We start from the raw sequence: 19,071 nt of genomic DNA on the forward strand, positions 1-19,071 counted from the left end.
GATGCAAGAGAACGCGGTGACCGTGGCCGGCAACACGATGCCCCTCGAACCGCCGTTCTTTGTGGTCGCGACCCAAAATCCGATCGAGCAGGAAGGCACGTATCCGCTTCCTGAGGCCCAGCTCGATCGGTTCATGTTCAAGCTGCGCGTACCGTTCCCCGCGCTCGCCGATCTGCAGACGATCGTCGATCGGACGACCGGGCCGGAGGTGCCGGCGGCGCGCTCGGCCGCGGACGGGGAGGCGGTGCGGCGCATGCAGGCGCTGGCCCGGCAGGTTCCCATCGCCGGCCACGTGCGGGAGTACGCCGCGCGGCTGGTGCTCGCCACCCACCCGGACGCCGAGGGCGCGGCCGCCACGGCGCGCCGGGTCGTGCGTTACGGGGCGAGTCCGCGGGGGCTGCAGGCGCTGGTTCTGGCCGGGAAGGTGCGGGCGCTCAGCCTGGGGCGGTTCAATGTCGCGATCGAAGATATTCGCGCGCTGGCGCTCCCGGCGCTCCGGCACCGCCTCATCCTGAACTTCGAGGGTGAGGCGGAGGGGGCGGATCCCGATGAGGTCCTCCGTGCCGCGATGCAGGAGATCGAATCCCGAGCGCTCACCACGCCTCAGGCGTAGCCGGCGATGACGGAGCGGGCGACCGCGGGGATTCGAGTCGAGCGGCCGCTCCTGCTGGACCCGGCGTTTCTCCAAAAGCTCGACACGTTGAGTCTCCTGACGCGCAGGCGCGTGCGCGGCGCGCAGCGCGGCGAGCGCCGCAGCACGGCACGGGGTCGCGGGCTGGAGTTCGACGATTACCGCGCCTACCAGCCCGGGGACGACTACCGGTACATCGACTGGCACGTCGTGTCGCGCCTCGACCGTCTCTTCGTCAAGATGTTTTCCGAAGAGGAAGACCTCGACGTCTTCCTGATGATCGACACCAGCCGGTCGATGGCGGCGGGGGGCCCGAGCAAGCTCCTCCTCGCCAAGCAGCTGGCCGCCGCGATCGGCTACATCGGCCTCGTCAATCTTGACCGGGTGGGAGTCAGCGCGTTCGCGTCCACGATCGGGCCGCGGCTCGACCGCCTGAGGGGACGCGCCCGGGCCTTTGATCTGTTGGGCTTCCTGAGCGGTCTCGAGCCGTCGGGGGAGACGGACCTCACGCTGGCGATGCGCCGGCAGCTGGCGGCGACGCGCCGGCGGGGCCTTCTCGTGGTGCTGACGGACCTGCTCGATCCCCACGGCTACGAGCGGGCGCTGCTCTTGGCGCGGCACCGTCGGTTCGAAACGTATCTGATCCACATCCTCGCCGACGAGGAACTGGTGCCCGCCTTCGCGGGCGATCTCCGATTGGTGGACGCGGAAACGGGGCGGGCGGTCGAGGTGACGGTGGATGCGGAAGCGCTTCGCGCCTACGCGGAGGCCCGGGACGCGTTTCTGCACGGCGTGGAGCGGTTCTGCTTCCGGCACGGCGTCGAATACCTGCGCACGACGACGACCGTGCCGGTGGAGACGCTGGTCTTGCGCTGGTTGCGGCAGGGAGGGCTCCTCCAGTGATCCTGGGCGTGCCCGCGGCGCTGTGGGGGCTCGCCACCCTCCCGTTCCTCATCCTGCTTTACCTGCTGCGGGTGCGCCGGCGGGACCATCCGGTGAGCAGCGTGCTGCTGTGGCAGCGGTCCGCCCCGACCCTCGCCGCCTACCGACCGTCGAGGCGGATCGAGCGCAGTGTGCTGCTGCTGCTGCAGCTTCTGGCGGCGGCGGCGCTCGTGATCGGGCTCGCCCGGCCGGCGTTGGTCGCCCACGTCCCCGCGCAGGGCGACCTCATCCTGGTCCTCGATCTTTCGCTCTCCATGCGGGCCCGGGACGTTTCCCCCACCCGGTTCGAGCGGGCGCGGGCCGAGGCGCTGGACGCCGTTGCCCACCTGCGCGGGGGGGGGAGGGTCGCGCTCATCGACGCCGGTCCTCGCCCTCAACTCCTGGTTCCGCTGACGGATGACCGCGAACGGGTTGCCGCCGCGCTGCGGGCGCTCGAGCCGTGGGATGCGGCGGGCGACGTCGCCGCGGCGGTGGTGCTGGCCGCCGAACAGCCGGTGGGCCCCGGCGGGCGAATTCTGGTCTGGACGGACGCGGCCCGCGGTTCGTTGCCGGCCCTTCCCGAGGCGGCGTACCGGATCCTCGGCACCTCCGACGACAACGTGGGGATTACCGCGTTTCGGGCGATGCGCGCCCCGGCGGGTGCGGAAGGGCTGGTCCGGATCGACAACTTCAGCGCGCGGGCGCGGCGCGTTCCGCTGGAGGTGACGCACGACCGGAGTTCGGTCTACCGCAGCGACCTGGACGTCCCGGCGGGCGGGGCGCGGACCGCGGTGTTCCCGATCACGGGAAGCGGGGTCTTCAGCGCCCGAATCACGACCCACGACATGCTGCCCGACGACGACGTCGCCTCCACGGTACTCGATCCCGCGCCGCTGCCGTCCGTGCTGTTGGTGAGCCGGGGGAATCCGTACCTCGAGCGGCTGCTGGGACTGCTTCCGGTCGGCCGCGCCGCCGAAACCGCCTCCGCGGCGCCGGCAGCGTGGGGCGGGTACGGGGTGGTGATCCTGGACCGGGTCGACGCCGGACCGGTGCCACCCGGCGACTACCTGCTGATTGACACCGTGCCGCCGAACCTTCCCGCGACCAGCACCGGGGAGGTGCGTACCCCCCTCTTCGCCGCCTGGGATGAGACCGATCCGATTCTACGGTTTGTGAACCTGACCGGGGTCCGGGTCGCCAAGGCCCTCGCACTCACCCCCCAGGGCGGCCGGGTTCTCGCCGGCGGCGATGTCCCACTCCTGTGGGCATACGAAGGCGGCGGGATCCGCGCGGTTCTCCTCGGCTTTGCGCTCCAAGACTCCGATCTTCCCCAGCACGTGGCCTTTCCGATTTTGGTCGCCAACGCCCTGGCCTGGCTCGGCGGTGGGGCGCTCGACCTCGCGGCGGGGGAGACGCTGCAGGTGCCGGCCGCCGGCGGTTCCGCCGCGGAGTTGACCGGACCCGACGGAAGCCGGCGGACCGTCCGCGCCACCGAGGGCATGTACCTCCTGCCCCCGTTCGTGCGGGCCGGTGCCTACCTCCTCACCACTCCGGCGGGCGTCCGGGCGATCGCGGTCCGCAACCCTGATCCTCGGGCCGGGATGATCCGGCCCGGCCTCGTTCCGGTCCTCCCGGGCGCCGCGGCACCCCATCCGGAGCGCGCCGCGCTGCTCACCCAGGTGGCGGTGTGGCCCTGGGTTGTGTCGGCGGCACTGGCCGCCCTGATCGGCGAGTGGGTCCTGGCCACGCGGCGGCGCGGAGGGGACGCATGAGGGTGGTGTTCGCACACCCCGCGGCGCTCTTGCTGCTGCCGCTCGTCGCCCTGGCGGTGGTCCTGGGCCGGCGCCGCCTGGGGGTGCGGTGGCGGGTGGCGACCGCGCTCCGGGCGGCGACGCTCGCCCTCCTCGTGCTGGCACTGAGCGGCCCCGCGCTCCGTGTCCCGGTGTCCGGATCCAGCGTGGTATTCGCGGTCGATCGCTCGCTCAGTATCTCCGCGGACGGGCGGCGCGCCGAGACCGCCTTCGTCCGCGAGGCGCTGGCGCGGATGCACCCCAGCGACCGGGCGGGGGTCGTGACCTTCGCCGGACGGCCGCTGCTGCGGGCCCCGGTGGAGGCCCACCCCGCCCTCGACGAGGTGGGGGCGGCGGTGGCCCCCGACGCGACGAACATCGGGGCGGCGATCGACCTCAGCATGCGGGTGCTGCCCGGGGAGGGCGCCCGGCGCATTGTGGTGCTGAGCGACGGCGGCGAGAATCTGGGAGACGCCGTCGCCGCGGCGAGGGTCGCGCGCGCCGCGGGGATCACGGTGGACGCCGTCCCCCTCTCCGGCGCGACCGCCGACGAGGTCCTGGTGGACTCGGTCCGGGCGCCGCAAGAGGTGCACGTGGGCGAAGCGTACGACGTCCGGGCAGTGATCCGGTCGACGGGGACCGCGGCGGCTACGGTCACGCTGTCGCGCAACGGCATCGCGGTGGCGACGCGGCGGCTCTCCCTCTCCGCGGGGGAGGTCGTGGTCCCCTTTCCGGAAGTCGCGAAGCAAGACGGCGCGGTGCGGTACCGCGTCGATCTGAGCGCCTCTCCCGACACGCTCCCCCAAAACAACCACGGGGAGGCACTCGTCGAGGTGCGCGATCAGCCCCGGGTGTTGTTCGTGACCTCCCATCCGACGGTGCTCCCCCGATGGCTGAGCGGTCAGGGTCTCCGCGTCGACGTCCGGGCGCCCGAGGACCTGCCCGCGCTGGCGACGGGGTTCGCCGCCTACGGCAGCCTCGTGCTGGACGACGTGTCGGCGCTCGATCTCAGCCAGGCGCAGCAGGAGGCGATTCGATCCTTCGTCGGCACGGCGGGCGGCGGCCTGGTCGCCGTCGGCGGCGGGCACAGCTACGGGGTGGGCGGATACACGGGCACCCCGCTCGAGGAAGTGCTGCCGGTCTCGATGGATGTCCGGCAGACGATGGCGGTGCCGACCGTGGCGATCGTGTTGGTGATTGACTCATCGGGAAGCATGGACGCGTTCGGCAGCGAGCTGGCCAAGGAAGAATTGGCCAAAGAGATCGCCTCCTCGGTGATCGATCTGCTCGGCGAGCACGATCAGATCGGGGTGATCAGCTTCGATCAGGAGTACCGGTGGCTGGTGCCCCCCACCGAGGCCCGAAATCGGACGCAGGTGCTCGACCAGGTCTCCCGGCTTCACGCCGGTGGGGGGACGGTGATGGCGCCGCCGCTGCGGGGCGCCTGGCAGTTTCTGCGTACCTCCCCGGCCAAAATCCGCCACGCCATCGTCCTCAGCGACGGCCTGACCGACCCCGGGGAATTTCGCGCCATCACCGCGGCGATGCGTCGCGATCGGATCACGCTCAGCACCGTGGCGATCGGGAAGGACGCGGACCTGGACTTCATGCGGAACCTGGCGCGGTGGGGCGGGGGCCGCAGCTACGCCGCCAAGGATTTGTATGGCATTCCCAAGATCTTCACCACCGAGGCTCTGATGGCGGTGCGATCGTTTATCGTCGAGGAGCCGCTTCGCCCCCTGCGGTCGGGCGCGGGGCCGACGCTCGTTGGCCTCTCCGATCCGCCCGCGCTTCGCGGCTACGTCGCGACGGTGCCGAAGCCCACCGCGGATGTCGCGCTCCAGAGCCCGCGGCGAGATCCGCTCCTCGCCACATGGCGGTACGGCCTCGGACGGACCGTCGCCTTCACCTCGGACGACGGCGCGCGGTGGTCGACCTCCTGGGGGACGTGGCCCGATGTGGCGCGGTTCTGGTCGCAGGCGGTCCGCTGGACCCTACGCGATGACGCGGCGGAACTGCACCTCGCCGCCACCCTCGATGGGTCCGACCGCGCGGCCCGCGCGGTCCTCGAGGCCCGGCACCCGGACGGCACCCCGTGGGACGGGCTGACGGTGCGGGGAGAGGTGGCCGCCCCCGACGGCGAGCGCGCGTCGGTGCTCCTGGAGCAGACCGCTCCGGGCCGGTACGAAACAACGTGGCCGGCCCCACGCGTCGGGGTGTACACGCTGACGGTGGCGTCCCGCGACGCCCGGGGCGGCGGCGGGAGCCGCACCGTTGGGTTGGTGGTGCCCTATTCACCCGAATATCGGCTCCCCGCCGGTAACCCCGGGCTCCTTTCGCGGCTGGTAGAGATGACGGGGGGAGCCTTCCTGGCCCGACCCGAGGATGCGTTCAGGCCGGGCCGGGGCACCGGAGGGCGTGAGGCCTGGCCGGGGCTCGCCGGCGCCGCGTTGGGGTTGCTGCTTGCTGAGGTCACCGTCCGGCGACTGCCGGCGCTCGGGCAGCGACTCGCGCAGGCGGCCACCGCGGTGGCGAGCTGGGTCCGCCGGACTCCTCCCGCCCCCGGGGGCGCGCGGGCGCAGGCTGACGCATCGTACGCCGCCGCCGATCGCTGGGCGGTGGAGGACGCCAAGTACGCGCAGGAAGACGCGCTGCGCGCCGCTTCCATGGAACACGCCGCGCGCCTTTTTATCGCCCGGCTCCGGGGGCCGAAGCGTCCCTAACGCTTCCCGAAGGCCGGTGCCCGGTGGCGCGGCTAGCGGGGTCGGCAAAACGACAGCAGATCTTCCGGCCGGGCGAGGCGAAGATCAGGCGCGGCGGCGAGCAGTTGTCGGGCGTCAACCGTGCCCCAGAGCGCGGCCGCGGTCCCGGCCCCGGCCGCCTGGCCGGCGGCGATGTCCAACGGGCTGTCGCCGACCATGAGCGATGCAGCGGGGGGAACGTCCAGGCGCGCCGCGGCGAGGCGGACCGACTCCGGATCCGGCTTGTGCCGGCGGACGTCCTCGTCCACGATCACGATCGGACACCACCGATCGAGGCGAAAGCGCACCACCGCCGCCATCGCCGTCGAGCGCCGCTTAGAGGTCACGATTCCCATGGCGTACCCTGACCGTTTGAGCGTCTCGAGAAGGTCCGGGATCCCGGGGAACAGGCGGGCGTACCGATCGTGGAGCGCCAAGTAGCGGTGGAGATAGTCCTGGGTGAGCAGTTCGTCGCGGTCGGTGGCGAGCACATGGAACCGCTCGCGGATCGGCCGGCTCCACATGTCGAAGACCTCCTCGCGGGGGATCTCCCGATGCAGGTGCGCGCGGACCGTCGCTTGGAACGCCGTGAGGATGAGTTCGCCGCTGTCGAGGAGGGTGCCGTCGAGGTCGAAGAGGACGGCGCGGTAGGGCCGTGCCGGTCCGGCTGGAGCGCGGTCCTCCGCCGAATTCCGCAGGTGCGGCCCCCGCGCAGCGGCCGCGTCCTCGTCCACCCTCACCGGTCCACGGTCCCGCCGATCACCGGGAGACGCCGGCCCGGACCTGGACACCCACGCGGCTGCGCGAAGCGCGTGTACGGATTGGACATCCCGACCCCCGGTGACCAGCGAGGAACGCCGATGAGTTGACCCTGCGTTTACCGAGATGATACCATCGGGACGATTTCGCGCGCAATTTGCATCCTCCTCTGGAGCGTCGCAATGGCCGTCGGCGTCGAGCGGATTCCCGTAGGCATCAGCGTGCCCAAGGTGTTCCCTCCGATGGCCCGCGTGCGTCAGCGGTTTGACCGCTCCCGGCTCGACGATATCCCCGCCGCCGTCCGGTCCGAACTCCGCCGCATCGACCTCAGCGCTCGGATCCGTCCCGGCGGCCGGATCGCGGTGACCGTCGGGAGCCGCGGGATTCGCGACATCGTGCCGATCCTGCGTGCCTGTGTCGAAGAGGTGCGGGCGGCGGGTGGAGACGCGCTGCTCGTGGGGGCGATGGGCAGCCACGGCGGGGGCACCCAGGAGGGGCAGCGCCGGCTGCTCGCGCACCTGGGGATCACCGCGGAGGCGATCGGGGCGCCGCTCTCCACGTCGATGGAGACCGTCGAATTGGGCCGCACCCCCCGCGGATTCGTCGCCTACTGCGACCGGGTGGCGGCGGCGTGCGACGGGATCCTTGCGGTGAACCGGATCAAGCCGCACACCGGATTCAGCCAGCCGTTCGGGAGCGGCCTGATGAAGATGCTCGGCGTCGGGCTGGGCAAGGCCCCGGGGGCCACACAGATTCACCAGCAGGGTCCCGGGCAGAAGATGGCCGATGCCATCCGGGAGATCGCCCGATGCGTGTTGGACACCGGGCGCGTGGTGGGCGGGCTGGCGATCATCGAAAACGCGTACGATGAAACCGCTCGGGTCGTGGGGGTGTCCCCCCAGGCGATCCCGAAGGTTGAGGAGGAGTTGTTCCCCGAGGCGCGCGCGTCGATGCCGCACCTGCCGGTCGAGCGGATGGATCTCCTGATCGTCGAGGAAGTCGGCAAGAACTTCAGCGGGACGGGCATGGACGTCAACGTGATCGGCCGCTGGCGGATCGCCGGCCTCGAAGAACCGGAGATTCCCCACGCGGAGCGGATCGTCGCGTTGCGGCTGTCGGAGGCGTCGGAGGGCAACGCGCAGGGTATCGGGCTCGCCGACTTCACCACGCGGGCGGTCGTGGATCGGATCGACTTTACCGCGACTTACCTCAACTGTATCGTCAGCACATACGTGCAGCGCGCGATGCTGCCCATGGTCATGGCCACCGAACGGGATGCCATCGGCGCGGCGCTGGGGAGTCTCGGTCTCCCCGATCCGCTGCGCGCCAGGATCGTGCGGATTCCAAATACGCTTCACCTCGAGGACGTCTGGGTCTCGGAACCGCTGGCGCGGGACCTTGACGGGCAGGCGCACGTCGCGGCCGTGGGGGCCCCGGAGCCCGTGCGCTTCGACGGCCGTGGGTGTCTGTGCTGATCGGGCGAAGGGGAGGGGGCGGTGGGGTGAGGAGGGCCGAGGTTGGGGTGTTTGGCGGATCCGGGTTTTCCTCGCTGCTCGAGGGGGCCCGTGAGATCAAAGTGGACACGCCGTACGGAGAGCCGAGCGACGTGGTCACGCTGAGCGAGATCGGGGGGCGGACGGTGGCCTTCCTCCCCCGGCACGGGCGGACCCACCGGCTCCCGCCGCACCGGATCAACTACCGGGCGAACGTCTGGGCGATGAAGTCCCTGGGCGTGGAATGGCTCTTTGGCCCCTGCGCCGCCGGCAGCCTGCAGCCCCATGTCCGCCCGGGGACGTTTGTGATCTGCGACCAATTCGTCGACCGGACCTGGGGGAGGGCGGACACCTTCGCCGACGGCCCCGTGGTCACGCACCTCTCGGCGGCCGACCCGTACTGCCCGACCCTGCGGCCGCTGGCCGTGGAGACCGCCCGCCATCTCGGGATCCCGGTGCACGATCGCGGCACCGTGGTGGTGATTCAAGGGCCCCGGTTCAGCACCCGCTCCGAGAGCCGGTGGTTCGGCAATCAGGGATGGGAAGTGATCAACATGACGAATTATCCAGAGTGCATCCTCGCGCGGGAACTTGAGATGTGCTACGTGAACATCTCGTTGATCACGGACTTCGATGTTGGGGTGGAGGGGGACGCCGCCATCGCCCCGGTGACCCACGAGGCCGTGCTCCGCGTGTTTCAGGAAAACAACGAGCGGCTTCGGCGCTTGTTGTTCGCGGTGATCGAGCGGCTGCCGCGGGGGCGAACCTGTGCCTGTGCGACCGCGCTGGCGCACGCGCGCGTAGAGTAGGCGGGGGGTGTCGGGGATGCGGACCGGGGTGGATCGGGCCGGGCGCGGGGCGGGGATCGCGGTCTTCTTGGTGGGCGCGCTGCTCCTCCTCGCGGTCTTCTATCTCGCCTACGTCGACTTGATCGCCACCGGGGCGCTCGCGAACGCACAGGCGGCCGCCCCGCCGACGGCGAACCTCGCATTGCTCGTGGCGACGAAGGGGTTGTTCCTCTTCATCATGGGGTTCGCCGCCTCCGCCATCGCCAATAAGGGGATTGGGCTCTTTCAGGCGGCGACGCGCGGGGAGCCCTGATCGGTGACGCCGGGCCGTCGCCTGGCGGAGCGCGGGGCAGGGAAGGGCACGGCACGGTGAGTTCAGGCCATCGAGCGTGGCGTCGCGGGTGACGCCGGGGAAGGTGCGATGTGGAGCTTGAGATCGGCGTCCGGACCGTTGGCGAAATCACGATTATCGACGTCGCGGGGGAGCTGGATCTGTACACCGTTCCCCGTTTGGACGAGGGGTTGCGCACCGCCGCGGGTTCGCCCCGGCCGTTGTTCGTGGTGAACCTGGCGCGCGTCGCCTACATCGACAGCACCGCCCTGAAGGTTCTCACCGACCATCATCGGCGGGCGCGGGAGGCCGGTGGGGAGCTGGCCATCATCGCGCCGCAGCCGACGATCGCGAAGATCTTCCGCATCACCGGGTTGGACAAGGTCCTCTCCGTGGTGGCCTCGGAGCCGGAGGCCCTGGAGATCGTGAGGGCGAGCCGCCCGGCGGAGTCCTGACCCCTCGGCCGGCCCGATCATCGAGGATGGCCCACGGCGGTCCCTCCCCGTCGAGCGGACTCGTCGCCGTCGTCGTGCACCCGCACGGCACCGGCGGGACGGCTGCGGCCATCGTGCGAAGACCGCCGGACGACCTCACCGAGGGGTGTTTGGGCATCACCGGGGCGACCGAGAGGGGGTGAGGGTGAAGAGGTTCCGGCTGGGGGTCCGGGGCAAGATCGCGGCGGTCATCCTGATCTGCATGATCCCGGTCCTGATCCTCGGGATCTTGCTGTTTCAGTACCGGAACCAGGGCCGCCTCGAGCTCGTGAAGCGGGGGCATCGGGAGGCGGCGCAGGCGATGGCCTCGGATGTTCAACTGTTCCTCGCCGGCGCGATCGAGACCGAGCGCACCGCGGGGGCGGCGGTCACGAGCCAGCCTTACCCGGTCCCGGGCATCATCCAATTGTTCTCCGCGATCCGGGCGAACAATCGCGCACTCCTCTCGCTGACCCTCGTTGATCCTCACGGTCAGGTGATCGCCGAGAGCCCACCCAAAGCTTCGCCCCCGGCGCTGCTCGAGCTCCCGGCGTTTGCGGCGTTGGGGGGGGAAAAGGATTGGGTGGCCGGGCCGCCGACCCGCACCGCCGGCCGGCCCACCCTCGAAGTCGGGACCACGATCCAGGATCGAGGTCATCTCACCGCGATCGTGATCGGGCGGCTCGACCTCGAGCGACTGCGCACAGTCTTGCCGCGCCCACCCGGGCCGTTTGCCGATGGGATCATCGTCGACCAGGACGGGCGGACGATCATCGATCTTCGCCAGCCCGCCCGGGCCCAAGACGCGTTTCGCGGCGTCGGGGCGGTGCGGGAAGCCCTGGTCGGCCGCGAGGCGACGATCGACGCCTACGAGCTGGCGCGCACACGGTACCTGGGGGCGGCCGCGCCCATCCCCGGGCTGGGGTGGGCGGCGATCGTGATCGAGCCGGAGGCGTCCGCGCTCGAGTCCATACGGCAGGCCGGGGCGCAGGAACTGACCGCGGTGCTCACCGCCGTCGGGGTGGGCTTGTTCCTGGCTTGGGTGCTCGGCGCCGAGTTGAGCGCACCGATCATCACGCTCGTGCGGGGGGCGCGCGCGATCGGGCGAGGGGATCTGGGGACGCGCGTAGCGGTGCGCCGCAGCGACGAACTTGGTGAGCTGGGGAGCGCGTTCAACGAGATGAGCGAGCGCCTGTCGCGCAACGTGACCGAGATGAACGCGCTGCAGGCGGTGAGCGATGCGGCGCTGTCGACGGTGCGCCTGGACGATCTGCTTCCGCCGCTCGTTCGGCAGGTCGTGGCCGCCCTTCATGCCGACGATGGGATGATCTGGTTCGTGGAGGAGGGGACCGGCGACCTCGTCCTGCCGGCGGGGTTCAAAGGAGAAGTGGCCGAGGCGGCCCGCCGGCTCGAGCGCGGCCGGGGGGTTGCGGGACGCGTGGCTGCCGATGCCCGCCCGCACGTCATCTCCGATCCCGCCCGCCTCACCGCGGTCGATCCAGACCTGCGGCGGGAGGGCGCCTACTCCACGGTGGCGGTCCCGCTCCGGGCCGGCGGCCGGGTGATCGGGGTGGTGCAGGTGTTCTCGAAACGCCCCCGCGAGTTCACCCCGCACGAGGTCCGCCTGCTGGAGGCGTTTGCCGATCGCGTGGCGCTGGCGGTCGACAACGCCAAGGCCTATGCGCGGGAGCACGAGATCGCGGAGATCATCCAGCAGACACTCCTCCCACCGCGACGGGTGGAGTTGCCGGGCCTCGTGGTGGCGGGACGATACCTGTCCAGCCGGGAGGTCGGCGGCGACTTCTACGCCGTGCTGCCCGTGGGGGGTGACCGGGTGGGGCTGGCGATCGCTGATGTGTCCGGGAAGGGCATTCCCGCCGCCACCCTGTCCGCCCGCGCCCGCTACCTCCTCGAGGCGTTCGCATCTGACGGGGGCCCCCCGCAGCGCGTTCTCACCCGGCTGAACCAGGCGCTCGCGGCCGACGCCGAGCCCCGGTTCGTCAGTCTGTTCTACGGGGTGATCGATCCCCGGGAGGGGACGTTGGTGTTTGCCAGTGCCGGACACCTCCCGCCGCTGCTGTTGCGGGCCCGAGACCCCAGGCCGGTCCCTCTGGAAGCGCCCGGGCTGCTGTTGGGGGTCCGCGCGGGCACGACCTACACGGCCGCGGAGGCGCGGGTCGATCGGGGCGATCTGCTCCTCTTGTTCACCGATGGGATTACGGAGTCGCGCGGCGGTAGCGGGGAACTGTTCGGCGAGGAGCAGGTGTCGTCGCTGCTGCTGACCCTGCGCGATGCCCCCCCCGATGAGGTGGCTGATCGCGTGATGGAGAAAGTGGCGGGGTGGGGCGGTGACAATCCCGCCGACGACCAGACGGTCGTGGCTGTCCGCATTGCCTGAGCCCGGCGGCCGTAAATCGGCGCGGAGGCCGGTGCGCCTTCGATGCCCTCAGCGGTGACCTACGACCCGCTCCCTTCGTGCCCGGCCGGCTGAGGAGTCTGCGCGGGCACCGTCACGACGACCCGGTCGCGCCCTTCCGCCTTGGCCCGATAGAGAGCTCGATCAGCCGCGTCAATCAAGGTCTCCAGGGTTGCGCCGTGGTCCGGGAAGACGGAAACCCCGATGGAGAGGGTGACGTTCCCGAGCGCTTGGCCGGCGTGCTGGACGGTGATGTGTTTGAATTCTCTTCGCCAATCCTCCGCGCGCCGACGGGCCTCTTCACCGGACGCACCCGGCAGCACGAGCAGCAACTCCTCACCCCCGTAGCGGCACGCAATATCGACCCCCCGGGTGCGCTCGCGCAAGAAGGCGCCCACGGCGCGAAGGAACGTATCGCCCGCCTGGTGACCGAATGTATCGTTGAAGCGCTTGAAGGCGTCGATGTCGAGCATGAGGAACGCGACGGGCTCACGATTGCGGGTGGCCCGGTGCAACTCTCGGTCCGCGGACTCTTCCATGTAGCGGCGATTGAAGAGATTGGTCAATGGATCGCGGATGGACTGACTGCGAAGTATTTCCCGAAGACGCAAATTCGCCAGTGCCAAGGAAAGGCGTTCCCCGGCCGCAGACGCCTGGCGGATCAGGGTATCCATTCCGCCCGGTGAGCCCTTCGCCGAAGCGGCGAGGAGTTCCGGGGGTTCGGCAACGCACAGGACCCCGAGGGTCTCGCCTTGCGCCGCCAACGGCACACAAACGTGCTCCGCGAGCTTGGCGCTGCGGACATGGGTGCAGGTGATGGATGCCCCCAGCGCCTGCGCGACGTGCATCTTGCCGCGGCGGAGGGCCCAACAATCATCCGGCGCAAATACCTGATCGGTGACCGGGTGGGCGCCCCACGCCGCGACGACTCTCACGGTGTCCCGCGAGGGGCTCGTCACGGCCAACGCGCCTGATCGGGATCCAAAGAAACGGCCCAGCATGGTCCCTGACACCGCGTAGGCCTCTTCCAGACTCGGACACGATTCCAACATGTCGACGAGTTCCGTGAGCATGGCGCGCTCTCGGGTCCGCTCCTCCACTTCCTTCAGGGCGACCGCGAGCTGCTCATGCGCCTTGCGCGCATGTTCCAGGCTCTCCATCAGGGTCTGCTCGATGCGTTTGAACTCGGTGATGTCCTCGGCGATGCCGACCAGCCGATAAAACTTGCCTTTCGCGTTCTGCACCGGGAACGTCCGCCCTCGGATCCAGCGAATCGCACCATCCGGTCGGACGATCCGATACTCCTCATCCCCCGGCGTGCCGCGCATCGAGCGCTCATAGAAAGTGAGGACGCGGGCGCGATCGTCCGGCAGGATTGTCTCCATCCAGGCCTCGGGTCGATCGTAGGCTTCCTGGCGGGGCCTGTTCCAGATTTCCTCGTAGGCCGGACTGAGGTAGGCGACGCGAACGGGGTCGACTTCGTAGATGAAAAAGACTTCGCGAATGTGATCCACCAATTGCCCGAATTGTTCTTGGGTGCGCCTTAGGGCTTCCCGTGTTTGTGCTTGACCCTGCCGGGCTTCAACCTTCTGCCGGGCGCGGGATGATCGGACTCGCCGCGCCGGTTGTGTTGGCATCGCTGCGCTCCGACTTGTGCTCATGCTGGCGGCGCACTTGGCGCGGACCGGTCGCTCATGCTGGTCACACCATAGAAGTGCGGCGGCGGCCCGAGCGTAGCGCCTTCCCGCAGCATTTCGCCGCCGCGGTGCCGCCGCGGGTCACTCGAACGCGGGTGGGCATCGTGTGCGTGCCGGGGAAAAGAAGGTGTGTCCACGTGACGGTGATCGTCCTCGACCGGTCGGCTCCGGTCATGCGCCATTGCTCCTCGGCAGGGTGAAGTAGAACGTCGCGCCCTTCCCAATCTCGCCTTCGGCCCAGACTCTACCCCCGTGTCGACGGACGATGCGTTGGACGGTGGCGAGGCCCACGCCCGTGCCCTCGCGCTTCTCAGCGGGGTGCGGCCGCTGAAAGATGTGGAACAGCTTCTCAACGTACTGCATGTCAAACCCCGTTCCGTTGTCCTTGACGAAACAGGAATGGTGCGTGGGAGTATCCAGATCGCGACGCCAGCCGACCTCGATCACCGCGTTCTCGCGGGCGCGGCTGAACCTTAGCGCGTTGGCGAGCAGATTCACGAAGATCCGCTTGACGAACCCGGGGTCTGCCACGCAGGTTGGGAGGTCACCGATGCGAACGGTCGCCCCCCCACCCATTCCGGCGTTGTTGAGCTCCGCCAGGGCAAGGCGCGCCGCATCGGCGAGGGCGACCGGTTGTGGCGAGAGAGGCTGGCGGCCCAGCCGAGAAAAGGCCAACAAGTTGTCGATCAGACTGCTCATGTCCCGAGCGCTGTCGGCGATTTGGTGGAGAAGGCGTTGCCCATCCTCCGACAGAGCCGCGGCGTGATCGTCAATCAGCATCTGCGAAAATCCGCCGATCGTGATGAGCGGTGACCGCAGATCATGGGCGACGGAATACGCAAAAGCCTCGAGGTCCTTGTTGGCCGTTTCGAGCTCCACGTTCCGTTGGGCGACCCGATCCTCCAGATGTTTCCGTTCGGTGAGGTCGCGGACGGCGGCCATCGCCATCGTCCCTTCCTCTGTCTCGAGGGGGCTGAGGCTGATCTCCACCGGGAATTCGCTCCCGTCGCGCCGTCGGCCGGACAGGTCCAGTCCCGACCCCATCGCACGGGTGTGGGGGGACGCGAAGTACCCGGTGCGGTGGCCGCTGTGCGCGTGCCGGTAGCGGTCCGGCACGAGGATCTCGATCGGCTTCGTCAGGAGTTCATCGCGGGGGTACCCGAACAGCTTTTCCGTTTGGGCGTTCACGAGAACGATGCGGCCGTCGCGGTCGACGATGAGCATGGCGTCCGGCGCCGACTCGAGGAGGGCGCGGAACTTCGCTTCCGTGCGCTTCCGTTCGGTGAGGTCGCGGACCGCGGCCATCGCCATCGTGCCCTCCTCCGTTTCGAGGGGGCTGAGGCTGATCCCCACCGGGAATTCGCTCCCGTCGCGGCGTCGGCCAAACAGGTCCAGCCCCGCCCCCATCGCCCGGGTGCGGGGGGAGGCGAAGTACCCGGTACGGTGGCCGCTGTGCGCGTGCCGGTAGCGGTCCGGCACGAGGATCTCGATCGGCTTTGTCAGGAGTTCTTCGTGGGGGTACCCGAACAGCTTTTCCGTTTGCGCGTTCGCGAGAACGATCCGGCCGACCCGGTTGGCGACGATCGTCGCGTCCGGCATGGACTCCAGGAGCCCTCCGAATTTCGCCGCCAGCGCTTCGGTCTGCCGGAGGCTCCTGAGCTCGGTGATGTCTCGGTCGCTGACGACGATGCACTCGAGTTTTCCCTGTGCGTTCCTCACCACTCGGTCGGTGACGACCACGTAGATGTCCGACGCGTCCCTTGGACGACGCACGGACTCGTAGGTCGACATGCCGCGCTGGGTCGCCTGCTGGATCTCCCGGCGTGACCGCTCCAGCAGATCGGGGGGGACGATGAGGTCGAACACCGACCGGCCTACGGCGTCCTCACGTGCATATCCGAGGACGGCCCGAGCGCTGTCGCTCCAGGCCAGAATCCTTCCGTCGGGCGCGATGGCGAAAACGGCGTCGAGCGGCGCCTCCGCGAGGGCTTCCGCGAGCCGCTTCTCAGGGTCGATCATCCCGCCCACCTGGAAACGCCGTGATCATGAGCCCCACGGCAGATTGGGCGAGCGAGACCCCCATGTCGCCGACGCGAATTGGCGCAGCTCCCCCTACCTAGCCGGGAAGGGAACGTCCGTCCGCCGGCGGGGGTGAACGAAAGAGGTGGTTCGGAAGTCTGCGGCAAACCAGGTTTCCTCCTCCAGGAATGACCGCCAGCGCGAACCCTCGGCCGGCTTTCCTGTGGGCCGCTACGCTGCCGCGGTTGCCGGCCTCACCGCGTCCTCCAGCCGAATTGCGCAGATAGATCCCCGCCGGGGCAGGGGTATCCGGGATCCTCGGTCTTACCCGTGTTCTCTGACACCCCCGCATCTATACAGGTGCCCCTCACCGGGATCGCTTAGACTTCCGGGAAGATGCCGGGAGATTTCCTCCTCGTTGCGGGTCCCATGCGTGCTCGGAGAGGATGATCGATACCGCAGAGGACCCTCGGCAACAGCGAAGGCCAATTGGGTGGTTCCGTGCGGATGAGCGGTGTGTTCGTCGTCTCCTGGGCGTCGGCGTGCCGACTCACGATGATCTCTCCGGCACCGGCACATTTTCTGCCCCGTGAGCATACTCGGAACGGGCGGCGGGCATCGGGTTTGAATCCGCACGGGGGAACAGCCTGCAGAATGCAGGCGGCGAAGGTGTGCGACGACTCCTCCCATCTTAAAATTGACGCTCCCGGGACGCCTATGATATACTTTCCCTTGCTCAAGCAGAAGCCATCTGCTTCTCACCTCGGGGCGTCCGCGTGTGGGATTGCCACCGAGGTTTTGGTCCGGGGTTCGATCCCGAGGGGATGGCGCATGTGGCCATCCCCTTCCGTGTATACAAGGAGGCGGGGAACTCTATCGAGCGCGGAGCGCGAATCAACGACCGAATCCGGGCCCGTGAGGTCCGGTTGATCGGGGCCAACGGCGAGCAGCTCGGTGTGATGCCGATTGCGGAAGCCATGGCGAAGGCTGAGGAGGCCAACCTGGATCTCGTCGAGGTGGCCCCAACGGCTGCGCCTCCGGTGTGCCGCATCATCGACTACGGCAAGTACAAGTACGAGCAGGCGAAGCGGGAACGGGAGGCCCACAAGAAGTCCAAAACCTCCGAGCTGAAGGGGATGCGCCTGGGTCCCAAAATCGGCGAGCATGATCTCCAAGTGAAGACCCGCACGGTCAGCGGGTTTTTGAAGGACGGCGACAAAGTGAGGGTGTCGATGTGGTTTCGGGGTCGCGAGATGGCGCATCCTCACGTCGGAGAGCAGATCCTCCGTCGCATGGCGCTTCAACTGGCGGATGTGGCGGTGGTGGAGCGTCACCCCTTGATGGAAGGGCGTAATATGATCATGATTCTCGCTCCAAAGAAGAACTGAGAAGTTAGGGGAGCGGCGTGGGGAAGCTGAAGACTCATCAGGGAACGGCAAAGCGAATCCGGATCACCGGACGCAAGCGCCTCCTTCGGGGCCGACAGTTGGGCGGGCATCTCATGGTGCATAAGAGCGCCAAGCGGAAGCGGTCCCTTCGGCAAGATCCCGCGGTGGAGCACGTGGACGTCGCCCGGCTCGGACGCCTGCTTCCGTACCGCTGACGCGGCGGCGAGATACCGGCTCGCGCTGGATTCGTACCTCGTGTTGGGAGTGATCGTTGATGGCACGGGTCAAACGAGGGGTCACCGTTCGGCGTCGGCACCACAAGGTGCTGAAGCTGGCCAAGGGGTACTGGGGCAAAAAGAGCCGTTGGTTCAAGCTCGCCAACCAGACCGTCGTGCGTGCCCTCGCGCAGGCCTACGCGCATCGGCGGGCCCGGAAGCGCGACTTCCGGCGGTTGTGGATCGCGCGGATCAACGCCGCCGCGAGACTGCACGGGTTGTCGTACAGCCGCCTCATCTTCGGCCTGCGCCGCGCGGGGATCGAAGTCAACCGTAAGGTGCTGGCCGATCTCGCGGTGCGGGACGCTCACGCGTTTTCGGCGCTGGTCAAACAAGCCCAGCGGACCGAGTAGTTTCGACGTCGCGATGGGGCTTCCCCGCGAGCCCTCCCCGAAGGGGGAGGGCTCGCATCGTTCGGGGCGCGGGGCGGATCCCGAAATCATCACCAGTCGCAAGAACCCGCTGATCCAGGAGCTCCGCGATCTGATTCGCTCGTCGAACCGGCGGATCGCGCGGTGCGTGGTGGAGGGGCGGCGGGCCCTCGAAGCCGCCGCCGCAAACGGCGCTGAGATCCAGCGGGTGGTGCACACTCCGGACGCGACCGCCGATCCTTCGACCGCCGCCGTCCTCGAGCGGCTGCGGGCCACCGGGATCCGTATCATCACGGTCTCCGCGTACGTCTTTGCGCCCCTCAGCCAGGTGGAATCTCCCCAGGGCGTGCTCGCGGTCGCGCGCCGGCCGCGCGAGGCGACCCCGAGCCTCCTTGCCGATCCTCGGGTGCTGCTGGTGGTGCTCGACGGCCTCCAGGATCCCGGCAACGTCGGGACGATTCTGCGCACCGCGGCCGCCGCGGGGGCGGCTGGCGCCCTGATCGTCGGCCCGACGGCGGACCCGTTCGGGCCCAAAGCGATCCGAGCGTCCGCCGGAGCCGTGTTTGGCGTGCCGGTGCGCTGGGTCGCGAGTGCCGAGGACTGCGGGGAGGCCCTCGCGGCGCACCGGGTCCGGGTGCTGATCGCGGATCCGCGCGGGGATCATCTCGACTCCGACACGTCGTTCGCCCGACCTCTCGCCCTGGTGTTTGGGGGAGAGGGGAGGGGGGCGGGGGCGGCTTGGAAGCGGTACGGGACGACCGTCCGCCTCTCGATGGCCGGGACGGTGGAGTCGCTCAATGTCGCGGCGGCCGCGGCGGTTCTGCTCTATCGGGTTCCTCCGACCCTCGGCCCCGAGGATCGCGCGGAGCGGTGATTCGTTGTCATGGTTTTCGGCCCTGTGCTATACTTGGGCCGACCTGCGGGGGCCACACGCGACGCTGTTCGTCCTGGACCTTCAGCCGGCTCAGCGGTGTCACA

The 19,071-nt window shown here is 69.3% G+C and carries 16 protein-coding genes; 13 read left to right on the plus strand and 3 right to left on the minus strand.

Features of this window, described 5'->3' with window-relative positions; genetic code table 11:
- The 4 genes from VKV57_06885 to VKV57_06900 all read left to right on the plus strand — a co-directional run.
- On the plus strand, window positions 1-613 hold a 613-nt coding region (locus VKV57_06885), incomplete at its 5' end, for a MoxR family ATPase (GenBank protein HLW59636.1).
- A gap of 6 nt (window positions 614-619) precedes the next feature.
- Window positions 620-1,534 carry a DUF58 domain-containing protein gene (locus VKV57_06890; protein HLW59637.1) on the plus strand — a complete coding sequence of 305 codons (915 nt, stop codon included), beginning with the start codon at window positions 620-622 and terminating at the stop codon, window positions 1,532-1,534.
- Window positions 1,531-3,324 (plus strand): VWA domain-containing protein, encoded by a 1,794-nt coding sequence (locus VKV57_06895; GenBank protein ID HLW59638.1) that lies wholly within the window; start codon window positions 1,531-1,533, stop codon window positions 3,322-3,324. Before VKV57_06890 ends, VKV57_06895 begins: the two co-directional genes overlap by 4 nt.
- Window positions 3,321-6,065: a VWA domain-containing protein gene (locus VKV57_06900; GenBank protein ID HLW59639.1), complete on the plus strand. Its 2,745-nt coding sequence runs from the start codon at window positions 3,321-3,323 to the stop codon at window positions 6,063-6,065. The genes VKV57_06895 and VKV57_06900 overlap by 4 nt, the downstream gene beginning before the upstream one ends.
- Before the next feature lie 32 nt (window positions 6,066-6,097).
- Here VKV57_06900 and VKV57_06905 read toward each other — a convergent pair whose 3' ends face one another.
- Window positions 6,098-6,817, minus strand: a complete 720-nt coding sequence (locus tag VKV57_06905) for an HAD-IA family hydrolase (protein HLW59640.1) — start codon at window positions 6,815-6,817, stop codon at window positions 6,098-6,100.
- Between the two features lie 207 nt (window positions 6,818-7,024).
- On the opposite strand from VKV57_06905, the gene VKV57_06910 reads away from it, so the two are divergent.
- The 5 genes from VKV57_06910 to VKV57_06930 all read left to right on the plus strand — a co-directional run bounded on the left by VKV57_06910 (window position 7,025) and on the right by VKV57_06930 (window position 12,325).
- A complete protein-coding gene (locus VKV57_06910) occupies window positions 7,025-8,317 on the plus strand; it encodes a hypothetical protein (protein HLW59641.1) in 1,293 nt (430 codons plus the stop codon).
- A 26-nt stretch (window positions 8,318-8,343) separates the two neighbouring features.
- Entirely contained in the window at window positions 8,344-9,144 is an 801-nt protein-coding gene (locus VKV57_06915) for an S-methyl-5'-thioadenosine phosphorylase (protein HLW59642.1), read from the plus strand.
- A gap of 16 nt (window positions 9,145-9,160) precedes the next feature.
- Entirely contained in the window at window positions 9,161-9,436 is a 276-nt protein-coding gene (locus VKV57_06920) for a hypothetical protein (GenBank protein ID HLW59643.1), read from the plus strand.
- A 110-nt stretch (window positions 9,437-9,546) separates the two neighbouring features.
- The gene (locus tag VKV57_06925; protein HLW59644.1) at window positions 9,547-9,909 is read left to right on the plus strand and encodes an STAS domain-containing protein; all 363 of its coding nucleotides are present in this window, start codon (window positions 9,547-9,549) and stop codon (window positions 9,907-9,909) included.
- A 184-nt stretch (window positions 9,910-10,093) separates the two neighbouring features.
- Window positions 10,094-12,325 (plus strand): SpoIIE family protein phosphatase, encoded by a 2,232-nt coding sequence (locus VKV57_06930; protein HLW59645.1) that lies wholly within the window; start codon window positions 10,094-10,096, stop codon window positions 12,323-12,325.
- 59 nt (window positions 12,326-12,384) lie between these two features.
- Here VKV57_06930 and VKV57_06935 read toward each other — a convergent pair whose 3' ends face one another.
- Window positions 12,385-14,004, minus strand: a complete 1,620-nt coding sequence (locus VKV57_06935) for a diguanylate cyclase (protein HLW59646.1) — start codon at window positions 14,002-14,004, stop codon at window positions 12,385-12,387.
- A gap of 207 nt (window positions 14,005-14,211) precedes the next feature.
- Complete coding sequence (locus VKV57_06940) at window positions 14,212-16,059, minus strand: PAS domain S-box protein (protein ID HLW59647.1); 1,848 nt, start codon at window positions 16,057-16,059, stop codon at window positions 14,212-14,214.
- Between the two features lie 824 nt (window positions 16,060-16,883).
- Here VKV57_06940 and infC point away from each other — a divergent pair.
- Genes infC through VKV57_06960 form a run of 4 tightly spaced genes read left to right on the plus strand, consistent with a single transcriptional unit; the run spans window position 16,884 to window position 18,967 of the window.
- Entirely contained in the window at window positions 16,884-17,447 is a 564-nt protein-coding gene (gene infC / locus VKV57_06945; GenBank protein ID HLW59648.1) for a translation initiation factor IF-3, read from the plus strand.
- A 17-nt stretch (window positions 17,448-17,464) separates the two neighbouring features.
- The gene (gene rpmI, locus VKV57_06950) at window positions 17,465-17,662 is read left to right on the plus strand and encodes a 50S ribosomal protein L35 (protein HLW59649.1); all 198 of its coding nucleotides are present in this window, start codon (window positions 17,465-17,467) and stop codon (window positions 17,660-17,662) included.
- A gap of 59 nt (window positions 17,663-17,721) precedes the next feature.
- Window positions 17,722-18,075 (plus strand): 50S ribosomal protein L20, encoded by a 354-nt coding sequence (gene rplT / locus VKV57_06955; GenBank protein ID HLW59650.1) that lies wholly within the window; start codon window positions 17,722-17,724, stop codon window positions 18,073-18,075.
- Between the two features lie 13 nt (window positions 18,076-18,088).
- Complete coding sequence (locus tag VKV57_06960) at window positions 18,089-18,967, plus strand: RNA methyltransferase (protein ID HLW59651.1); 879 nt, start codon at window positions 18,089-18,091, stop codon at window positions 18,965-18,967.
- Window positions 18,968-19,071: the final 104 nt, after the last annotated feature.

The sequence above is a fragment of the bacterium genome, assembly GCA_035307765.1.
Classification (GTDB): domain Bacteria; phylum Sysuimicrobiota; class Sysuimicrobiia; order Sysuimicrobiales; family Segetimicrobiaceae; genus Segetimicrobium.